The sequence below is a fragment of the Devosia sp. genome (genome assembly GCF_034675085.1).
Lineage (GTDB): Bacteria > Pseudomonadota > Alphaproteobacteria > Rhizobiales > Devosiaceae > Devosia.
On record NZ_JAUCDN010000038.1, the window covers coordinates 1 to 16,282 of the forward strand.

The window sequence follows — 16,282 nt, forward strand, 5'->3', positions numbered from 1 at the left end:
GAGCACGAGCCGGTGCAGTTCACGCCATGGGTGGAGCGCACGATCTTGTCGTGCTGCCAGCGCTGTCTATAGGCATTCTCCCAGTCGCGGTTCTCGCCAGTGGTGACGCCATGGCCTCCCGAGAAACGGTCTATCGTCTTGGGGGTGAGAAAGTTCAGTCTGTCGAGAAGAAGCGACATTTGGCAAGACCTTTCCGAATGCGCGGTTATGCGGGCTGGGTGAGCGGGGAATGGCCCCGTTCGATGGCGTGAAGCAGCGCGCCCCGGCGCGTATAGGCAAACCAGGTGAGGGCAGCGCAGGAGACGTAGAAGATGAGGAAACCGATCAGCGCCGGCATGGCGCTGCCGGTCAGGTCGAGCGAGCTGCCATAGGCTTTCGGGATGAAGAAAGCGCCATAGGCGGCGATGGCGGAGGTGAAGCCGATCATGGCGGCGCTCTCCCGTTCCGCCTGCTGGCGGCGCGCCTCGGCGCTCAGCCCCGGCATGGTGCTGGCCACCACGGAGCTGGTGATGTTGGGGATCATCTGGAAGGTGGAGGAATTGCCGATGCCCGTGGCCAGGAACAGCACCATGAAGCAGGCGAAATATCCCCAGAAGGCAAAGGAGGCGTCCTTATGGGTGATGAAATATATCACCCCCAGCACGGCGGCCATCATCAGGATAAAGGTCCAGAAGGTGACGCGCCCGCCGCCCCAGCGGTCGGCGATCCAGCCGGTGCCGGCGCGGGCCAGCGCCCCCACCAGCGGCCCGAGGAACACGAATTGCAGCGAGTTGACCTGCGGGAACTGAGTGGCCGCCAATAGCGGGAACGCCGCCGAATACCCGATAAACGAGCCGAAGGTGCCGGTATAGAGCCAGCACATGAGCCAGGTGTCGCGCCGGCCAAAGATGATGGCTTGATCGCGGAAAGAAGCTTTGGCGTCGGCGACATCGTTCATGCCGAACCAGGCCAGGAGCGTGGCGGCCATGATGAAAGGCACCCAGATGAAGCCGGCGTTCTGCACGAACAATTGCGCGCCGTCGTTGGTGGTCTGGCTGTCACCGCCCAGGGCACCGAACACGCTGAAGGTGATGACCAGCGGCACCAAGAATTGCATGATCGAGACACCCAGATTGCCCAGGCCCCCATTGAGCGCCAGCGCGTTGCCCTTTTCCCGCTTGGGGAAGAAGAAGCTGATATTGGACATGGACGAGGCGAAATTGCCGCCCCCCAGTCCGCATAGCAGCGCCAGGATCAAAAAGATCAGATACGGGGTATTGGGATCCTGCACGGCATAACCGATGCCGAAGGCGGGCAGCATCAGCGAGGCGGTGGTCAGCGTCGTCCATAGCCGGCCGCCGAAAATCGGCACCATGAAGGAATAGAAGATGCGCAGCGTCGCCCCCGACAGGCCCGGCAGCGCCGCCAGCCACAGCAATTGGTCGGTGGTATAGGCAAAACCGATGCTGGGCAGCTTGGCGACGACCATCGACCACACCATCCACACGGCGAAGGACAACAGCAGGCTGACGATGGAAATCCATAGATTGCGATTGGCGATTCTTCGGCCCCTGGCGTCCCAGAATGTGGGGTCCTCGGGGCGCCAGTCGGTGAGGATGTGGCTGTCCGGCTCGCGCGGCTTCTTAGCCTGCCCCGCTTCGTGCAGGGGCAGCATTTCAGGCAGCTCGGGCAGGGCATCGAGATCGGCCGCGCCGGCGCGGCGCTCCATGATGCGGATGGAGACGTGCATCCACACGAACGACACGGCGACGATGGCGAACAGCAGCATGAAGCTGCTGGTCCAGATATTGGTCAAGTCGTTCATCGCCCCGAAGACGATGGGCAGGATAAAACCGCCCAGCCCCCCGATCATGCCCACCAACCCGCCGACCGAGCCGACATTCTTGGGATAATAAGTGGGGATATGGCGATAGACCGCTGCCTTGCCCAGCGACATGAAGAAGCCGAGGATGAAAATCAGCACGAGGAAGGGCACGAGGCCCATCTGCGTGGAAAATGCGATTGGCCCGTTGATGCCGTGGATGACGTAATCGGTGTGCGGATAGGACAGCATCAGCGTGCAGATCAGCGATACGCCAAAGGTGACGTAAAGCACCGCCCGCGCGCCGTAGCGGTCAGACAGGTGGCCGCCATAAGCGCGAAACAGGCTCGCCGGGATGGAAAAGACGGCGGCCAGTACGCCGGCGGTGGCGACGTCGAGGCCGTAAACGCCGATCAGGTAATGGGGTAGCCACAGCGCCAGGGCGACGAAGGCACCGAAGACGAAGAAATAATAGAGCGAGAACCGCCACACCTGCAGGCTCTTGAGCGGTTCGAGTTGCATGGAAGTGGTCTCGGCCTTGCGGCCTGCAGCGCGGCGGGCGCGTAGTTCGGGATCGTCCTGGGTGATGAACCAGAAGATGACTGCGGTAACCGCGAGCACCAGGGCCCATATCTGCGCCACCGCTTGCCAGCCGAACGCCACCATGACGAAAGGAGCGGCCAGCTTGGTCACAGCTGAGCCGACATTGCCGGCGCCGAAAATGCCCAGCGCTGTGCCTTGCTTGCCGGGCGCATACCACTTGGACACATAGCTCACCCCGACGGCGAACGAGCCTCCGGCGAGCCCCAGGCCAGCTCCGGCCAGAAGCATGGTTTCGAAGGTCGTGGCATAGGAGAGCAGGAAGGTGGCGATGGCGGCCAGAAGCATGGTGATGACGTTCATCAGCCGCCCGCCGATCTGGTCGGTCCAGATGCCCAGGAACACGCGGGACAGCGAGCCGGTCAGGATCGGCGTGCCGGCCAGCAAACCAAGCTGGGTGTCGCTCAGCCCCAGTTCCTGCTGAATGCGAATGCCGATGATGGAAAAGATGGTCCATACGGCGAAGCAGACGGTGAATGCCACCGTGCTCATGGTCAGGGCGGTGGTCTGCTCGCCCTTGGATACATCCGACGCGTTCAACAATCGGGCCCCCGGGAATTGACCGGCACGAGACATTTGCCGGATGATTGTGAGGGCTAGAAGGCTTCTGGAAAATGCCAGAAGGCTTGATCTAAATCAAAGAACGAGGCCTTGGGAGGAAAAACAATGCTCTTGGGGAAATGTTTGTGAGGAGAAGCCGAAAAACTTGCTGGACCGTTTCCATCAACGACGCTGGCTCAGCATGAAATTTTCTGTCGTTTACTTGATAAATATCATGTTGAGGATGATATGCGCGAGCACGACTTGCCCGAGATTCGGGCGCTGGAGCTATTTCGGACCATGAGCGAGCCCAGCTTCGACGAGCTGATGCGCGCTGCCTATATGCAGACGTTTCCTGCCCAGGTGCAGTTGATCTCCGAAGGCGAGCTGGCAGATTTCCTGTTCATCCTCATCGAGGGGCGGGTCGATCTGCTGGGCACCAACGCAAATCGTGAAACCACGATGGCGATCATCAAGCCGGTCGGTACTTTCATCCTTGCCGCCGTGCTCAAGGACGCGGTGCATCTGATGTCGGCCCGCACGGCGGAGAAGTCGCGCGTGCTCATGGTTCCGGCGTGCAATATCCGCGATATCCTGGCCAAGGACGGCGACTTCGCCCGGGCCATCACCATCGAATTGTCGGGCTGTTACCGCGCCGTCGTGCGCGACCACAAGAACCTCAAGCTGCGCAGCTCGGTCGAGCGACTGGCCAATCGGCTCATCGGCCTGCACCAGGCGCAGGGAGCGACCGGCGAACTTGTCCTGCCTTATGACAAGAAGACGCTGGCCTCGTTGCTTAACATGACGCCCGAGAACCTGTCGCGGGCGTTCAACACGCTCAAGGCCTATGGCGTCAGCGTCGATAATGATCGTATCGCATTGGCGGATATGCGAGGTCTGGAAACTCTTGCCAAACCTAACCAACTGATTGACTGGCGCCTCTAGAGCCACGACCTACTAATCGGCATTGAAGCGTAATTCAGATTTTCCATTGGAAGCCCTGATAGCTGATTTGTTTTTGCTGCACGAGTGTCAGATAGAGCGTTTGGCGGCGATTACGAATACGCCCCGCCAAGCCGCAATAGCGTGGCGCAACTGCTGCAGAAGCGGCTCAGACGTCGTCCCATGCGATGAGCCTGCGTCCCTTCGGCGCATAAGAACGCCTTCCATTGCGTTAATATATATTCGGGATGCATGTTGAAACCTCCCAGTTGGCCGCTCGCCTACCGCGGCCGTGAACGACCTGACAGCCGGAAAGTATGGACGAGCAAAAGCAAGAAAAGGCAGTCAGAGCAGTGCTGGCGCAGTACCAAGCACCGCCCATCCTGCTGCTTAATGCGTGGGGCACAATGACCGCCAGAATTTTTGCTACCACCGGCTTGCAGCAGATTTACGCTCGACAGCAGATTTCGAAGGGTTGGACAGTTCCTTCTACCACCCCAACGCTCAAAAACTATTCCAGAGGAAAGGATATATTCGATGAAAGCACGGCTTAATGCGAACCTGGCCGCCCCCGCGGCAATGCAGGCATTGCTGGGCCTGCAAACCCACGTCAACGCCTGTGGGCTGGAGCCGGAACTGCTCGAGCTGGTCAAATTCCGGGCCTCCCAGCTCAATGGCTGCGCCTGGTGCATGGACATGCACAGCAAGGACGCCCGTGCCGCCGGCGAGACCGAGCAGCGGCTGTACCTCCTCAGCGCCTGGCACGAATGTGCCTTTTATACGGAGCGCGAGCGCGCCGCGCTGGCGTGGACGGAAACGGTGACCCGGCTCGGTGAAGGCGGCGTGTCCGACGAGGTTTTCGCAGCGGCGCGGGCGCAGTTCAGCGAAGGAGAACTGGTGGAATTGACCATGGCCATCATTGCCATCAATGGCTGGAACCGCATCAATGTCGCCTTCCGCACGCCTCCGGGGACCTATCGGCCTCGGTCAAGCAAAGCCGGGACGTAAGGCGATCAGATCGATCGCGCATCTCCCTTCACCCCCTGCCCTTCCGGCGACATTTCCTTAACCGGGCGGCACAGGAATAATTCCCACAACTGCCCGTTCCACCCGGACGAGGCCCACCGAAGGCCGGCGAGCCTCTTTCGAACTCCGCGGTCCATGACATGAAACAAGCAGCGCCGGTCCCGTTTCATCCCTCCACGCCGCAACCGCTCACCTATACGGCGGTGCTGATCGTTCTCGGCCTGACGCATCTCCTCAACGACCTCATCCAGTCACTCATTCCGGCGATCTACCCGATCATCAAGGAAGCCTATGCGCTCGATTTCGTGCAGATCGGTATGATCGCCCTGACCTTCCAGATCGCCGGCTCCCTGCTGCAGCCGGTGGTCGGCTACGTCACGGATCGGCGACCGATGCCCTACCTTCCCATCGTCGGCATGAGCTTCACCCTGGTCGGGGTCGCCAGCCTCGGCTTCGCGCCGAGTTACGGCGTCATCCTGGTTTCGGTCGCCTGCATCGGTCTCGGCTCGGCGATTTTCCACCCCGAGGCGACCCGTCTGGCCCGGCACGCCTCCGGCGGTCAGCAGGGCCTTGCCCAGGGCATTTTCCAGGTCGGCGGCCAGGCCGGCGGCTCGCTCGGCCCGCTGTTCGCCGCTTTCATCATCGTGCCGCTCGGCCGCAGCAGCCTGGCGTGGTTCACGATAGCCGCCCTGCTCGCCATCGTCCTGATGCGCTGGACGGCGAGCCAGCATGTCTTGATCCGCAAGCACATGGTGGCGGCAGACGCCAGCCTTGCCCAAGACGCCGCGGCAACAATCCGGCCGCGCTCGCGGCGCACGGTCATCGTCGGGCTCACCGTGCTGTCGCTGCTGATGCTCTCCAAAGCCGCCTATATCGAAAGCTTCCGCTCCTTTTATACCTTCTATCTGATCGAGCGGTTCGGCGTCTCGATCCAGACCTCGCAAATCATGCTTTTCATCTTCCTGCTGGCGCAGGCCGTCGGGGTGCTTTTCGGCGGCATTGCCGGCGACAAGGTCGGCCGCCATCGCATCATCTGGATTTCGATCCTGGGGCCCCTGCCCTTCGCGCTGCTGCTGCCCTTCGCCGACTTCTTCTGGACCGGAATACTGACGGTGGCGATCAGCCTCATCATTGCGAGCGCCTTTGCCTCGATCCTGATCTACGCCATGGAACTGACGCCCCTGCATGTCGGGCTGATCGGCGGGGTCTTTTACGGTCTCGATTTCGGTTTAGGGGGCGTGGCGGCTGCGGTGCTGGGCGGGCTGGCCGATACTATCGGCGTCGAAAGCGTCTACCGGCTCTGCGCCTTCCTGCCGCTGGCCGGCCTGCTGACCTGGTTCCTGCCGCGCATAGAGGATGACGCGATCCTGCGGCGACGGGCGGAAAACCGCAAGCGGTGAACCCACTGCCCTGGCCTACCCTGGCCGGAACCGTGAAACATGTGGCCTTCCATCGGCTTCTCGGCTCGATGATGGCCAGAAATTCCAGATGCGGAAATGCCGGCCAAGCCCGTCGCAGGAAGTTGCCATCATTATCTCGTCCACGCTGTTCCCCGGCCCGCTCGACTGCTAGTTCTTTGAGCGAGCACAAAGAGCATTCAAACCACAACTGCTAGGAGAAACACTGGAGTCGTGCGCGCTGAAGGTCGGTGCTGCACGATACGAGGGGGCAGAAATGGGTTTCATCTTCGTCGTGGCGAGCATCGCCGCCGCCCTGATTCACTTGGCAATCAGGCGGTCGAAAGATCGCGCAGAAATCATCGATATCTTCCTGCTGCATTCGCTGGTTTTCAATGTCGGCTTCGTCGGCCTCTTTTTCGGTTTTATCCCGCACGTTTTCTTTGCCGACTATGCTGCTCAGATTATCGGATGGGAGACGGGCAGCCGCTTCCAGTACGAAGTGGGCTTTCACGATGGCGCCTGGGGCATCCTGGGGCTTCTGTGCATCTGGAACCGGGATCGGTTCTGGCTGGCCACAGGGCTCGGCTGGTCCTTTTTCATGCTGGGAGCGGCCTACGGACATCTCCTGGATACTGTGCAGAATGCCAATTATGCCCACAACAACTTCTTCATGATCTTCGTTGACGCACTCATCGCGGCCCTGCTGCTGGGGTTGCTGGCCCTCAGATATTGGCACGCGACCCGCAAGGCCGCTTCGGCAACCTGAAGCCGGGAATCCGCTTCTGACACAGGGTGAATTAGTGAATATCTGTGACCGAAGGCTCGTAAAAGATACCCACGGATTAAGATCCGCGATCAGAGATCGTTCTCGCTGACCAACTTCACGCTTAGGACGTCATGCGCCATCGTTGTCCCGTGGCGTAAGCGACTATCTGGGGTGGTCGCTGTTCCGGCACCAAGACGTGGTAGGCGGGCTGGACAATCACCAGACTTTCAGCAATGCGGTTTCGAGCCACGTGTTGGTCCCTGCAGAAATGGATTCACCCCAGCACACAACCCATCGAAAAATAGTCGATCGTTATTTCACAGCCGAGCGCATCGCCACCTTCGATGCGCCCTGCCAAGCCCTAGCCTCCAATCTGGTGGGAGGATTGGAGAGGGGTATGGAGGGGCAGTGGAGCAACTCTCCCAACCCTTCATTGTGTACGCCCAATGCGCCTACCTCCTTCACCCAACAAATGTCAGCTTATTGGAGATGTCCAGCGAGTACCAAAATATTTAAAGGTCCGGGGCGGATGGATACCACCTGCGCACAAGGCAGACTTCAGCAGCTTTGTTGCCGAGATTATCGAAGACATGCAGCGCAACGACGTCTACGTCGGGAACCTCTCGATCCAGGACTTTGGCATGTTTGTTAGTCCAGATAAGGCGCTACGCCTCATTGCCATCCATGAAGCTAAGAGACGCGAGTTTGCAGCAGTCGCGATCGTCGGTGTGAAGGAAGGCTCTTTCCCCTTCTACAAGGCGCAGACGCACGAGGAGGTCGAGGCCGACAAACACCAGTTCTACGTCGCGGTGACGCGGGCGGAGCGCCGCCCTGCATCCGCCATCTCCAGTATGCGGCATGCTGGTCCGGATCGATCGCTGGCCCCAGGCCTTCGGGGAACCAGAAATCCAGGACCTCGCAGATTTCCCGGACACTAACGTTATCGGTCATGTCACCCTCTATTGAAAACGCCCCCGCACCATGGGCACGGGAGCGGATTTGCCGATTTGGCGCAAGCAGCTATGCCGTTGCGGGCAAGGCCACCTGTGCCGAGCGCCTCCCGCCGGGTCCGCGTGGGACGCGCAGAAGGCGCATGGCGTTCGCAATCACCACCAGCACCGAAAGCTGATGGATCAGCATGCCCTCGGCCATATGGACATCGCCGCTGAACACGCCAAACAGCAGCCCGGCCACGGTCAGCAGCGCGATTGCCAGGTTCTGGCGCATATTGCGCAACGTCGCGCGGGAAATCGCCATGGCCTCCGGCAACTTTTCCAGATCGTCAGCCATCAACGCGATATCGGCGGTCTCGATCGCAACGTCGGATCCAGCCACCCCCATGGCGATGCTGGTATTGGCGGCGGCCAAAGCCGGGGCGTCGTTGATGCCGTCGCCGATCATGGCGACATGGCGCCCTTCGGCCTGAAAGCGGCGAATCAGGTCCAGCTTGTCCTCTGGCATCAGGCCGGCATGGATTTCCTCGATGCCGATTTCGGCGGCGATGGCGTGGGCAGCCTGCGGTTGGTCACCGGTCAGCATGGCGACACGGCTGACCCCGATGTTCCGCAGCCGGGCGATGGCACCTTTGGCAGATGGGCGCGGCTGGTCGGACAGTCCGAAGATGCCTGCGATTTGCCCGTCCAGCGCGACGATGATCGGCGTGCGCCCGCGCCCCAGGACCTCAGCCAGCGCCTTCTCGGCCTCGTCACCGAAACCGATGCTCAGCTTGTCGAACAGCCGCCGGTTACCGGCGGCGATCTGCCGCCCTGCGTGGCTGATCACAAGACCCATGCCGGCCACTTCCTCGACCGCTTCGGGGGTGGGAACCTCGCCCTCTGCACGGCCGGCGGCGACGATGGGCCGACCCAGCGGGTGTTCCGAGCCGGATTCGGCGATTGCGGCCCAATGCAGCAGTTCGTTGCGGTCTACGCCCGTCAATGGCAGCACCTCGACAAGGCTGGGCCGACCCTCGGTCAGCGTCCCGGTCTTGTCCAGTGCCAGCATGTCGATACGACCCGCGCTTTCCAGATGTTGCCCGCCCTTGATGAGGATGCCCGACCGCGCCGCCCGGCCAATACCGGCAACCACGGAAACGGGCGTCGAGATCACCAGGGCACCGGGGCAAGCCACCACCAGCAGCGTCAGCGCCAGGCGAATATCCTGCGTTACTGCCCAGGTGCCAAGCGCCAACACCATGATGCCGGGCGTATACCATTGTGCAAAGCGCTCGATCACGCGCTGGCTTGGGGCGCGTTCCTCCTGGGCTTCTTCAACACGGCGAATAATGCGCGCCAGCGTGGTGTCGGCACCGATCCCGGTGGCGCGGATTCGCAGCACACCGTTTTCCGCGATGGTGCCGGCATGAACGTGGCTGCCTGGAGCTTTTTCGGCCGGGATCGGCTCGCCGGTGATGGCGGCCTCGGAAACCGCAGCGTTACCGTCTATCACCTCGCCATCAACCGGAATACGGTTGCCGGCGCGCACCAGCACAATCTCATCCAGCTGAACAGAGCCGGCGGCGACCTCGACTGGCTGGCCTTCGCGGATCACGGTGGCGATTTCGGGCGCGGATTTCAGCAGATCGGCCAGTGCGCCGCGCGTCTGGCGCAAGGTGCGCGCTTCCAACCAGGCGCCGAAGCTGAACAGGAAGGTGACGGCGGCGGATTCCCAATATTCGCCAATGAACAGCGCACCGATGGCCGCGACCGTCACCAGCAGTTCGATCGAGAAATGTCGGATGCGCAGCGCCTGCACGGCGCGCCATGCAATATCAGAGCCCGCGACAACAGCCGCCGTCACCATCGAGGCCGCCCAAAGTCCGCGCATATCAAATCCGTAAAGCGCGGTCAGGCCAAGAACGATCAGTGTGCCACTGATAATCGTCAGCCATTTGCGCCGGGCGGCCGGCTGGCGGAGGGTAGTCAGGATGTGGATGAACATGCGGAGCCTCGTACAGTTGAGTGCCCGGTCCGCGGCTGGGCGCGGCCGGGCAGAAGGAGATGGGTCAGAAAGCAGCTGGGCGGGCCTCGTAGCCGGTGGATTTCACCGCCGAAACAAGGATTTCGACAGGGGCGGATGCAAGATCGTGCTCGATCTCGATGCGGCCGGTGTTGAAATGCACCTTAGCGCTGATCACGCCCGGGGTTGCCGCCAGCGCCTTTTCGATCTTGGCAACGCAGGAGGGGCAGGAAAATTCGTCACTGCGCAGGACGGTTCTGGTCATGTCTGGTTCCTTTCTGTTGGTCCGCCGGACGGCGGTCATTGCTCGTACCACCAAGATATGCTGTCCTTTCAGGATCAGAATTGACAATCCGAGCAAGGAACCATTGCATGAATGCACAGGGACAGGATTGGGATGACCTGCGGCTGTTTCTGGCCGTGGCGCGGGCAGGATCGCTTTCCGGTGCCGCGCGGGTGCTTGGCGTCACCCATTCGACCGTTTTTCGTCGCATTGGTGCCTGTGAGCAGCGGATGGGTGTACGCCTTGTCGACCGGTTGCCCGGCGGCTATGCCCTGACGGCAGCCGGTGAGGAAATGCGCGATTCAGTGCTCCGTATCGAGGAGGAAGTGGCTGCACTGGCACTGAAGGTCACCGGGCAGGACCAGCGGCCGAGCGGGGTTATCCGCATCACCGCCACCGACCTTCTGGCCGTGGGGGTCCTGCCGCGACATATCGCGGCGTTCCGAGCGGAATGGCCAGGGATCGACATCGAGGTGGTCGTTGCGGATACGGTGCTCGACCTGACCCGTCGTGAGGCCGATGTCGCGTTGCGGCTTGGCAACCCGGGACAGGAAACGCTGATCGGACGGCGGGTCGGGCGGCTGGCCTTCGCTGTCTACGCTGCGCCCGGGCTCAATGCCCGAGGGCTCAGCGAGCCGAACCATGGCGACTGGATCGGCTACGGCGCGGCCCATGGTCCGCTCAGCCGCAGTCTGGCGCGTTGGTGGCCGCAGATGCGACAGGTGTACCGAACGAACTCGATCATCGCCGCTCATGCCGCGGCACAAGCGGGGGTCGGTCTTGCGGCCTTGCCCTGCGTGGTTGCCGATTGCGACCCCGCATTGGTTCGCGCCGCTTCGTTGCCCGAGGATTTCATGCTGGACCTATGGGTGCTGACCCATGAAGACCTGCGCCACACCGCGCGCATTCGCGTCTTCGTGGATTTCATGGCCGCAGCTCTGGCAGCTGATTCCGATCTGCTCGAAGGGCGCTGCCCGTGTAAGACGGCCCCGGCAGGGGCGTAACGCCCCGCCGGTTCATGCTTCCGGGTTCCCGCGAAAAAGCCTCAGTCGAAACTCTGCCAACCCGGATGCTCGAAATACTCGCCATAGGCGTTCAACGCCTGAACGATCGTCACTGCACCAGTGTCCACCTCGCCCGCTTCCAACGCCGAGACACCGCTCATCACCTCGCCAAGGATGGTATGGAACTGTTCATCCACCGCAGGTTCGAGCACACAGCTCTCGATCATGAAATCGAGCTGTTTCTGGATGTTGGCAGCGACTTCCTTCGCAGCATCGACCCGCAACGTGCCGTTATGGATCGCATCCAGGTTCGCAACCATGGTACCGTGAATCGCGGTCATGCCGGTGATCATGTTCTGATCACCCCGCCATTTGGCGCCGTCGTTCAGTGTGATTTCGAGCTTTGCCTCGCCATGCCCGTCATGTCCATGGGATTGCGCAGCGGCAATTCCGGATGTTCCCAGCGCCAGGGCGAAAGCCACGGCAACGGTCGTAACTAGTTTTACAGTCCGCACGATTATCTCCTGTATTTGCGATATGGTTCCGGCCGCGGCGGCCATTGCCAGATGCCGCCGGGCTTAGAGACAGGAATATGCTGTCCGTTTTCGCGCGGAAATTGGCGAAACCCGCACAAGCTTATTGCAGGAATGAACACACTTCAGGCGCAAACACCCTTCACGGCACGTTGCTCACAGCATCGAATTGTCGAACAGCGCCCCAACGGCATGCGTTCGGATGCCGCCAGTCTTGCGCATGAGAAACAGCGCATTGAGACCGACGCTCGAAGCAAGTTTACCGCCAGCTTCCGGGCCGAGCACCATCAGTGCACTCGCCCAGGCGTCGGCCTCCGCACAGGTGCGGGCAACGACCGTAACCGACGCCGGCGACGAGCGGAGCGGGCCGCCCGTCGCCGGGTCCATCGTGTGTGACAGGCACTGACCCTGCACGGTCAAATAATGCCGATAGTCCCCCGATGTGGCGACAGCGGCATTCTCCAGCGAAAAAATGGAATGAGGCGTGCGGCGCTCGGGGTCAGGCGTCTCAACGGCCACCGTCCAGGGCATGCCATCGGGCCGCAGCCCAGACGCGCGCATCTCACCGTCTATGCCGACAAGGAAGGCCGTGATGCCAAAACCCAGCAACGTCCCGGCCAGCTTGTCTACGCCGTACCCCTTGGCGATTCCATTCAGGTCGAGCGCGAACGGTGCGTGTTTCCGGGCCAGCCCGGCGACGCGGTCGATCTCCAGCACCTCATGTATTGGTCGGCGCGCGGCGACCATCGCCGCGCGGATGGACCCGATGCTGGCCGCCTCCGGTCCAAAACCCCAGGCGCGCACCGCATCGCCCATGCCGATGTCAAAAGCACCGCCCGATGCGGCGCCGATTCTTATCCCGAGATCAAGGACCTCGGCCAACCCTGCAGGAACCGCCACCCAGGTATTTTCGAGCGCCCGGTTCAGGCGCATCAGGTCGCTGTCGGGCTGCCATGTCGACATCGCGGCGTCGACCTCCGCCACGGCCATCTGCAAGGCTTCCTGCACCGGCATGGTGTCCAGCCCCGCATCGGCATAGAACAGCGCAGACCAGCGCGTTCCCATGGTCGGGCCATTCAGCGCGTGGCGGATGGGGTCAGTAGATGTCTTCGGCATAGCGCCCCTCCACTTTCAACGTGAGCGGGGTGAGTCCGACCGGCGCGAGAATGTCTGTCAGCGCCTCGGCCACGCCCGCCGCCATGCCGCGCCCGCCACAGACCATGATGCGTGCGCCGTCCTGGATCAGCCCTATTAGCTCGGTGCTCTCGGCGCGCAGCGCGTCCTGCACGTAACGCGGCTCCGCCCCCCGCGATATGGCGGTGGTCAACCGGGCAAGACGGCCATCAGCCTGCCAACCCGCCAGATCCTCGCGATACAGGAAATCGCTGTCGGGGTGACGCATCCCAAAGGCCAGATGGATGGGCCGCTTGCGGCTGTTGCCCCGGATGAACCCGGCAAGCGGGCCGATCCCCGTGCCAGCACCGATCAAGATCAGCGGCGACTTTCCTCCCTTAGCGTGGAAGGCCGGATTGTGCCGCACAAAGGCGCGGATCGCCTGGCCCGGCTCCAGCGCCAGAAGCTGCCCCGAACAGAGGCCGCCAGGATGCTTGCGCACCACGATCTCGATGAACCCGTCGCGCCGTCCGGACGCAAGCGAATAGAAGCGCGGCAGGTCCGCACCTTCGGGCAGGACGCCAAGGAGATCACCGGCTTGAAATCCACCGATTCCTCGACCTGTGAGCCGTTGCAGGAGCGTCCTTTCGGGCAGGGAAAAGCGCAGGATCGCGGTTGGTGCCTGCACATCGATCCCGTAATTGCGGCACGAGACCAGGATGAGCCGCTCCGTTACCGGCGGGGCTGGCACATGTTCGAGCACAAGCTCCATTCCCAGCGCCGCCCCCAATGCGTGACCCCAGCGGGCGAAATCCTGCGGCGACTGGCGATCGACCGTGTCGACGGGAATCAATTGTGCCCAACCTTTGGCAGCAGCCAGCCGCGCGACATCATCGGCGAAAGCGCAGAAGGCGGGAAAGCTGCGATCGCCAAAACCAAGCACCGCAAGCGGGGCCTCAGGGACGGATTCCAGCGCCGCGAGACGTTCCATGAACCCCTTCGCAGTGGCGGGTGCCTGTCCCTCGCCCCAGGTGGCAGCGAGAATGACGAACTGTTCGGCCTGCGGATAGCGCGCCAGCGCGAAGTCGGACATGGGCGCGACATGAACATGCTGGCCCGCCGTGCTCAGCGCCTGTTGGAGCGTCGCTGCAAAGCTCCAGGTGCTGCCTCCCTCCGAACCCACCTGCACAATGGTCCCAGCGCCTTTTGCTGAATGATTGCCACTCAGACGCGGCCTGGACCGCCGCCCCGCAAACCACAGCACAAGACCACTCACACCCATTGCCGGCACGCCGAGTGCCATCACACCCAACGCAAGGCCGAGTGTTGCGGCGCCCTCGCCGGTATGCAGCATGTAAATGGTTTCAGATATCCGTTCCCATATCGTCAGCTCGGTCCACGCCAGAAGCTCACCCGTCCCCTGATCGAGATAGCCGGTTCCGCGATCCGTCTTCAGGGTGAAGATGTCCGTGGCGTCACCCGGAAATGGAAAGCTCAGTACGCGCAACTCTGTGGCTGCAATCACGGAGAGCGGCTCCATTGTCGCAAGCGAGGCCCCGGTGCTGCCGCTGGCCTCGCTCGGAAAGGCTGGCAGCGCTGCCCCATCCGGCAGAAGATTGAAGGTCGAGGCAACCATCCACAGTGCGGTCGTCGAGGACAGAACCAGCCCCGCAACCGCAACGCGGGCGATTCCGGTATGGATGCGGCTCGACGTCGGCCCGCGTAAAGGGGCGAACCAGCGCCGCCAGCCGCCCATGCGCCGCGCGACCAGCATTGCGCCGGAGACCGACAGGGTCAGCATCGCCACGGCGCCAATGGCCATGGCGATACGACCGCCGTCGCCCAGGAACAGCGATCGGTGAAGGTCGGTCAACCAGCGTTTGACCGGATCGGGGTCGGCGCTGGCGATGCCCTTGCCGGTCGCCGGGTCGATTACCGCCGCGCCGGGCGCACCGTTATCGAACCAGAACGCGGTGATCCGGCCCGATGGCGCGCGCCGAATCTGCTCCACCCCCGGATAGACGGCCTGGATGCGTGCTGCGAGATCGGCTACGGTCAGCCCGGCCTCGGCCTGCGGTGTAGAAAATCGCTCAGCCACGGGAAAGACCGAGAGCACCGCCCCGCTGGTCGCAAGGACCATGACGAGAGCAAGCGCAAACACACCCGGCCAGCGATGTAGCGTGCGGAGCATGGTGTGGTCTCACATGTCGAAGCGGAAGCTGGCGATATAGCGGCGGCCAGGTACCGCCTGCCCCACACCTGCCGTCGTCAATGGCACGGCGATATCGTTCGGACTATCGCGCATATCCTCGACGGCGGCATCGGCATGCAGCGTGTAGCCGGCATCGAATAGAGCATCGGCAAGATCGAGGGTTATCTCCAGTGACCGGCCTGCGCCGACACTGGCACCGGTGATACCGTCGATCTGTGCAAGACTGCCACCGGCGGCACGATACCAATCGCTGAGATGCTCGTAGTACTTCGACTTGCCACCGGCCATCCAGAGGGTTCCGGCATAGGCGCCCTGCGCGTCGGTGACGTAGAGGACCAGATAGGCGCCGTCGCCGCCGTAATTGTTCAGGGTGGTGGTGAGGGTGACCGGCCGGGCCATGGCGAGGCCAGGCGCCACCAAGGCCGTGGTCAGCGCCAGGGCTGCGAGGATCGATTTCATATTCCTGCTCTCTTCTGTCTGATATGTCAGTTTATCCGCACTACGGGCGGGGTGCCGTTCTGGAACAGCGGATTGGAAGGAGGTGACGACGGAGCGACAGTGGTTGCATTGCCACGATCCCGCTCACGGACCTCTTGGCGCTCCCCGTGGCGCAACGTGACGACCTGCAACGAAGCCGGATCCAGTTTGGCCTTGATGCGACGGCCCTGAGCATCGCGCCCCTTGACCTCCCAGCAGCCGTCATCAGCCTTGATTTTCTCGACCTGCCAGCCGAGCTCGGTTGCCGCCTGCACCGCCGCCTCGCGTGGCTGCCAGGTCCCGCGTCCCACATGGCAGTCTTCACCTGCCAACGCCCAGGCCGTGGGCAATACCGTAAGAGTGGCAACGGCAATCAATAGTGTTTTCATGGCTCGAATGTCCTTTGCGATCATCTCGGGGGTATTTTCCGGGCTATGGCCAAGGGGAGTGCCCGTGTGAAAATGGGTCCGCCTCGGTGACGAAACGAACCCTTGCGGCCATCAGCTGCGCTTTTCGGGCTTGGTGCCGTCGCTCCACCGCCTGACCTTGCCGTCGATCACCTCAAGCGTTCCCGGATCGACGGTCATCTTCAGGCTATTGCCGCCTTGATCTGTGACGTTCAGTTCG

General features: G+C 62.2%; 15 protein-coding genes and 1 pseudogene. 7 read left to right on the forward strand and 9 right to left on the reverse strand.

Annotation, left to right across the window (positions count from 1 at the left end):
* Both VDP82_RS04295 and VDP82_RS04300 read right to left on the reverse strand, forming a co-directional pair.
* Nucleotides 1-209 (reverse strand): annotated as a pseudogene (locus tag VDP82_RS04295) (hypothetical protein); the annotation flags it as partial.
* The gene (locus tag VDP82_RS04300; RefSeq protein ID WP_323013607.1) at nucleotides 206-2,893 is read right to left on the reverse strand and encodes an MFS transporter; all 2,688 of its coding nucleotides are present in this window, start codon (nucleotides 2,891-2,893) and stop codon (nucleotides 206-208) included. The pseudogene VDP82_RS04295 and the gene VDP82_RS04300, both read right to left, overlap by 4 nt.
* 297 nt (nucleotides 2,894-3,190) lie before the next feature.
* Here VDP82_RS04300 and VDP82_RS04305 point away from each other — a divergent pair, with 297 nt between their 5' ends.
* From VDP82_RS04305 to VDP82_RS04330, 6 genes are all read left to right on the forward strand, one after another.
* Nucleotides 3,191-3,886, forward strand: a complete 696-nt coding sequence (locus VDP82_RS04305; protein ID WP_323013608.1) for a helix-turn-helix domain-containing protein — start codon at nucleotides 3,191-3,193, stop codon at nucleotides 3,884-3,886.
* Nucleotides 3,887-4,200: 314 nt separating this feature from the next.
* A complete protein-coding gene (locus VDP82_RS04310) occupies nucleotides 4,201-4,437 on the forward strand; it encodes a hypothetical protein (RefSeq protein WP_323013609.1) in 237 nt (78 codons plus the stop codon).
* Nucleotides 4,421-4,891, forward strand: a complete 471-nt coding sequence (locus VDP82_RS04315; RefSeq protein ID WP_323013610.1) for a carboxymuconolactone decarboxylase family protein — start codon at nucleotides 4,421-4,423, stop codon at nucleotides 4,889-4,891. The genes VDP82_RS04310 and VDP82_RS04315 overlap by 17 nt, the downstream gene beginning before the upstream one ends.
* Before the next feature lie 158 nt (nucleotides 4,892-5,049).
* Nucleotides 5,050-6,309: an MFS transporter gene (locus VDP82_RS04320; protein WP_323013611.1), complete on the forward strand. Its 1,260-nt coding sequence runs from the start codon at nucleotides 5,050-5,052 to the stop codon at nucleotides 6,307-6,309.
* A gap of 274 nt (nucleotides 6,310-6,583) precedes the next feature.
* Nucleotides 6,584-7,075: a DUF6790 family protein gene (locus tag VDP82_RS04325; protein WP_323013612.1), complete on the forward strand. Its 492-nt coding sequence runs from the start codon at nucleotides 6,584-6,586 to the stop codon at nucleotides 7,073-7,075.
* 590 nt (nucleotides 7,076-7,665) lie between these two features.
* Complete coding sequence (locus VDP82_RS04330) at nucleotides 7,666-8,013, forward strand: 3'-5' exonuclease (protein ID WP_323013613.1); 348 nt, start codon at nucleotides 7,666-7,668, stop codon at nucleotides 8,011-8,013.
* 82 nt (nucleotides 8,014-8,095) lie between these two features.
* On the opposite strand, the gene VDP82_RS04335 is transcribed toward VDP82_RS04330, so the two are convergent.
* On the reverse strand, nucleotides 8,096-10,015 hold the full coding sequence (locus VDP82_RS04335; protein ID WP_323013614.1) for a cation-translocating P-type ATPase: 1,920 nt from the start codon (nucleotides 10,013-10,015) through the stop codon (nucleotides 8,096-8,098).
* A 64-nt stretch (nucleotides 10,016-10,079) separates the two neighbouring features.
* Entirely contained in the window at nucleotides 10,080-10,298 is a 219-nt protein-coding gene (locus tag VDP82_RS04340) for a heavy metal-associated domain-containing protein (RefSeq protein WP_323013615.1), read from the reverse strand.
* 107 nt (nucleotides 10,299-10,405) lie between these two features.
* Here VDP82_RS04340 and VDP82_RS04345 point away from each other — a divergent pair, with 107 nt between their 5' ends.
* Entirely contained in the window at nucleotides 10,406-11,320 is a 915-nt protein-coding gene (locus VDP82_RS04345; RefSeq protein ID WP_323013616.1) for a LysR family transcriptional regulator, read from the forward strand.
* 41 nt (nucleotides 11,321-11,361) lie between these two features.
* Here the strand turns inward: VDP82_RS04345 and VDP82_RS04350 are convergent, their stop codons facing one another.
* The 5 genes from VDP82_RS04350 to VDP82_RS04370 all read right to left on the reverse strand — a co-directional run bounded on the left by VDP82_RS04350 (nucleotide 11,362) and on the right by VDP82_RS04370 (nucleotide 16,044).
* Nucleotides 11,362-11,802 carry a hypothetical protein gene (locus VDP82_RS04350; RefSeq protein ID WP_323013617.1) on the reverse strand — a complete coding sequence of 147 codons (441 nt, stop codon included), beginning with the start codon at nucleotides 11,800-11,802 and terminating at the stop codon, nucleotides 11,362-11,364.
* 207 nt (nucleotides 11,803-12,009) lie between these two features.
* On the reverse strand, nucleotides 12,010-12,969 hold the full coding sequence (locus VDP82_RS04355) for an FAD:protein FMN transferase (RefSeq protein ID WP_323013618.1): 960 nt from the start codon (nucleotides 12,967-12,969) through the stop codon (nucleotides 12,010-12,012).
* Nucleotides 12,950-15,157, reverse strand: a complete 2,208-nt coding sequence (locus VDP82_RS04360; protein WP_323013619.1) for a PepSY domain-containing protein — start codon at nucleotides 15,155-15,157, stop codon at nucleotides 12,950-12,952. The genes VDP82_RS04355 and VDP82_RS04360 overlap by 20 nt, the downstream gene beginning before the upstream one ends.
* Before the next feature lie 9 nt (nucleotides 15,158-15,166).
* On the reverse strand, nucleotides 15,167-15,637 hold the full coding sequence (locus VDP82_RS04365; RefSeq protein WP_323013620.1) for a DUF2271 domain-containing protein: 471 nt from the start codon (nucleotides 15,635-15,637) through the stop codon (nucleotides 15,167-15,169).
* A gap of 26 nt (nucleotides 15,638-15,663) precedes the next feature.
* On the reverse strand, nucleotides 15,664-16,044 hold the full coding sequence (locus VDP82_RS04370; RefSeq protein ID WP_323013621.1) for a PepSY domain-containing protein: 381 nt from the start codon (nucleotides 16,042-16,044) through the stop codon (nucleotides 15,664-15,666).
* Between the last annotated feature and the right edge of the window lie 238 nt (nucleotides 16,045-16,282).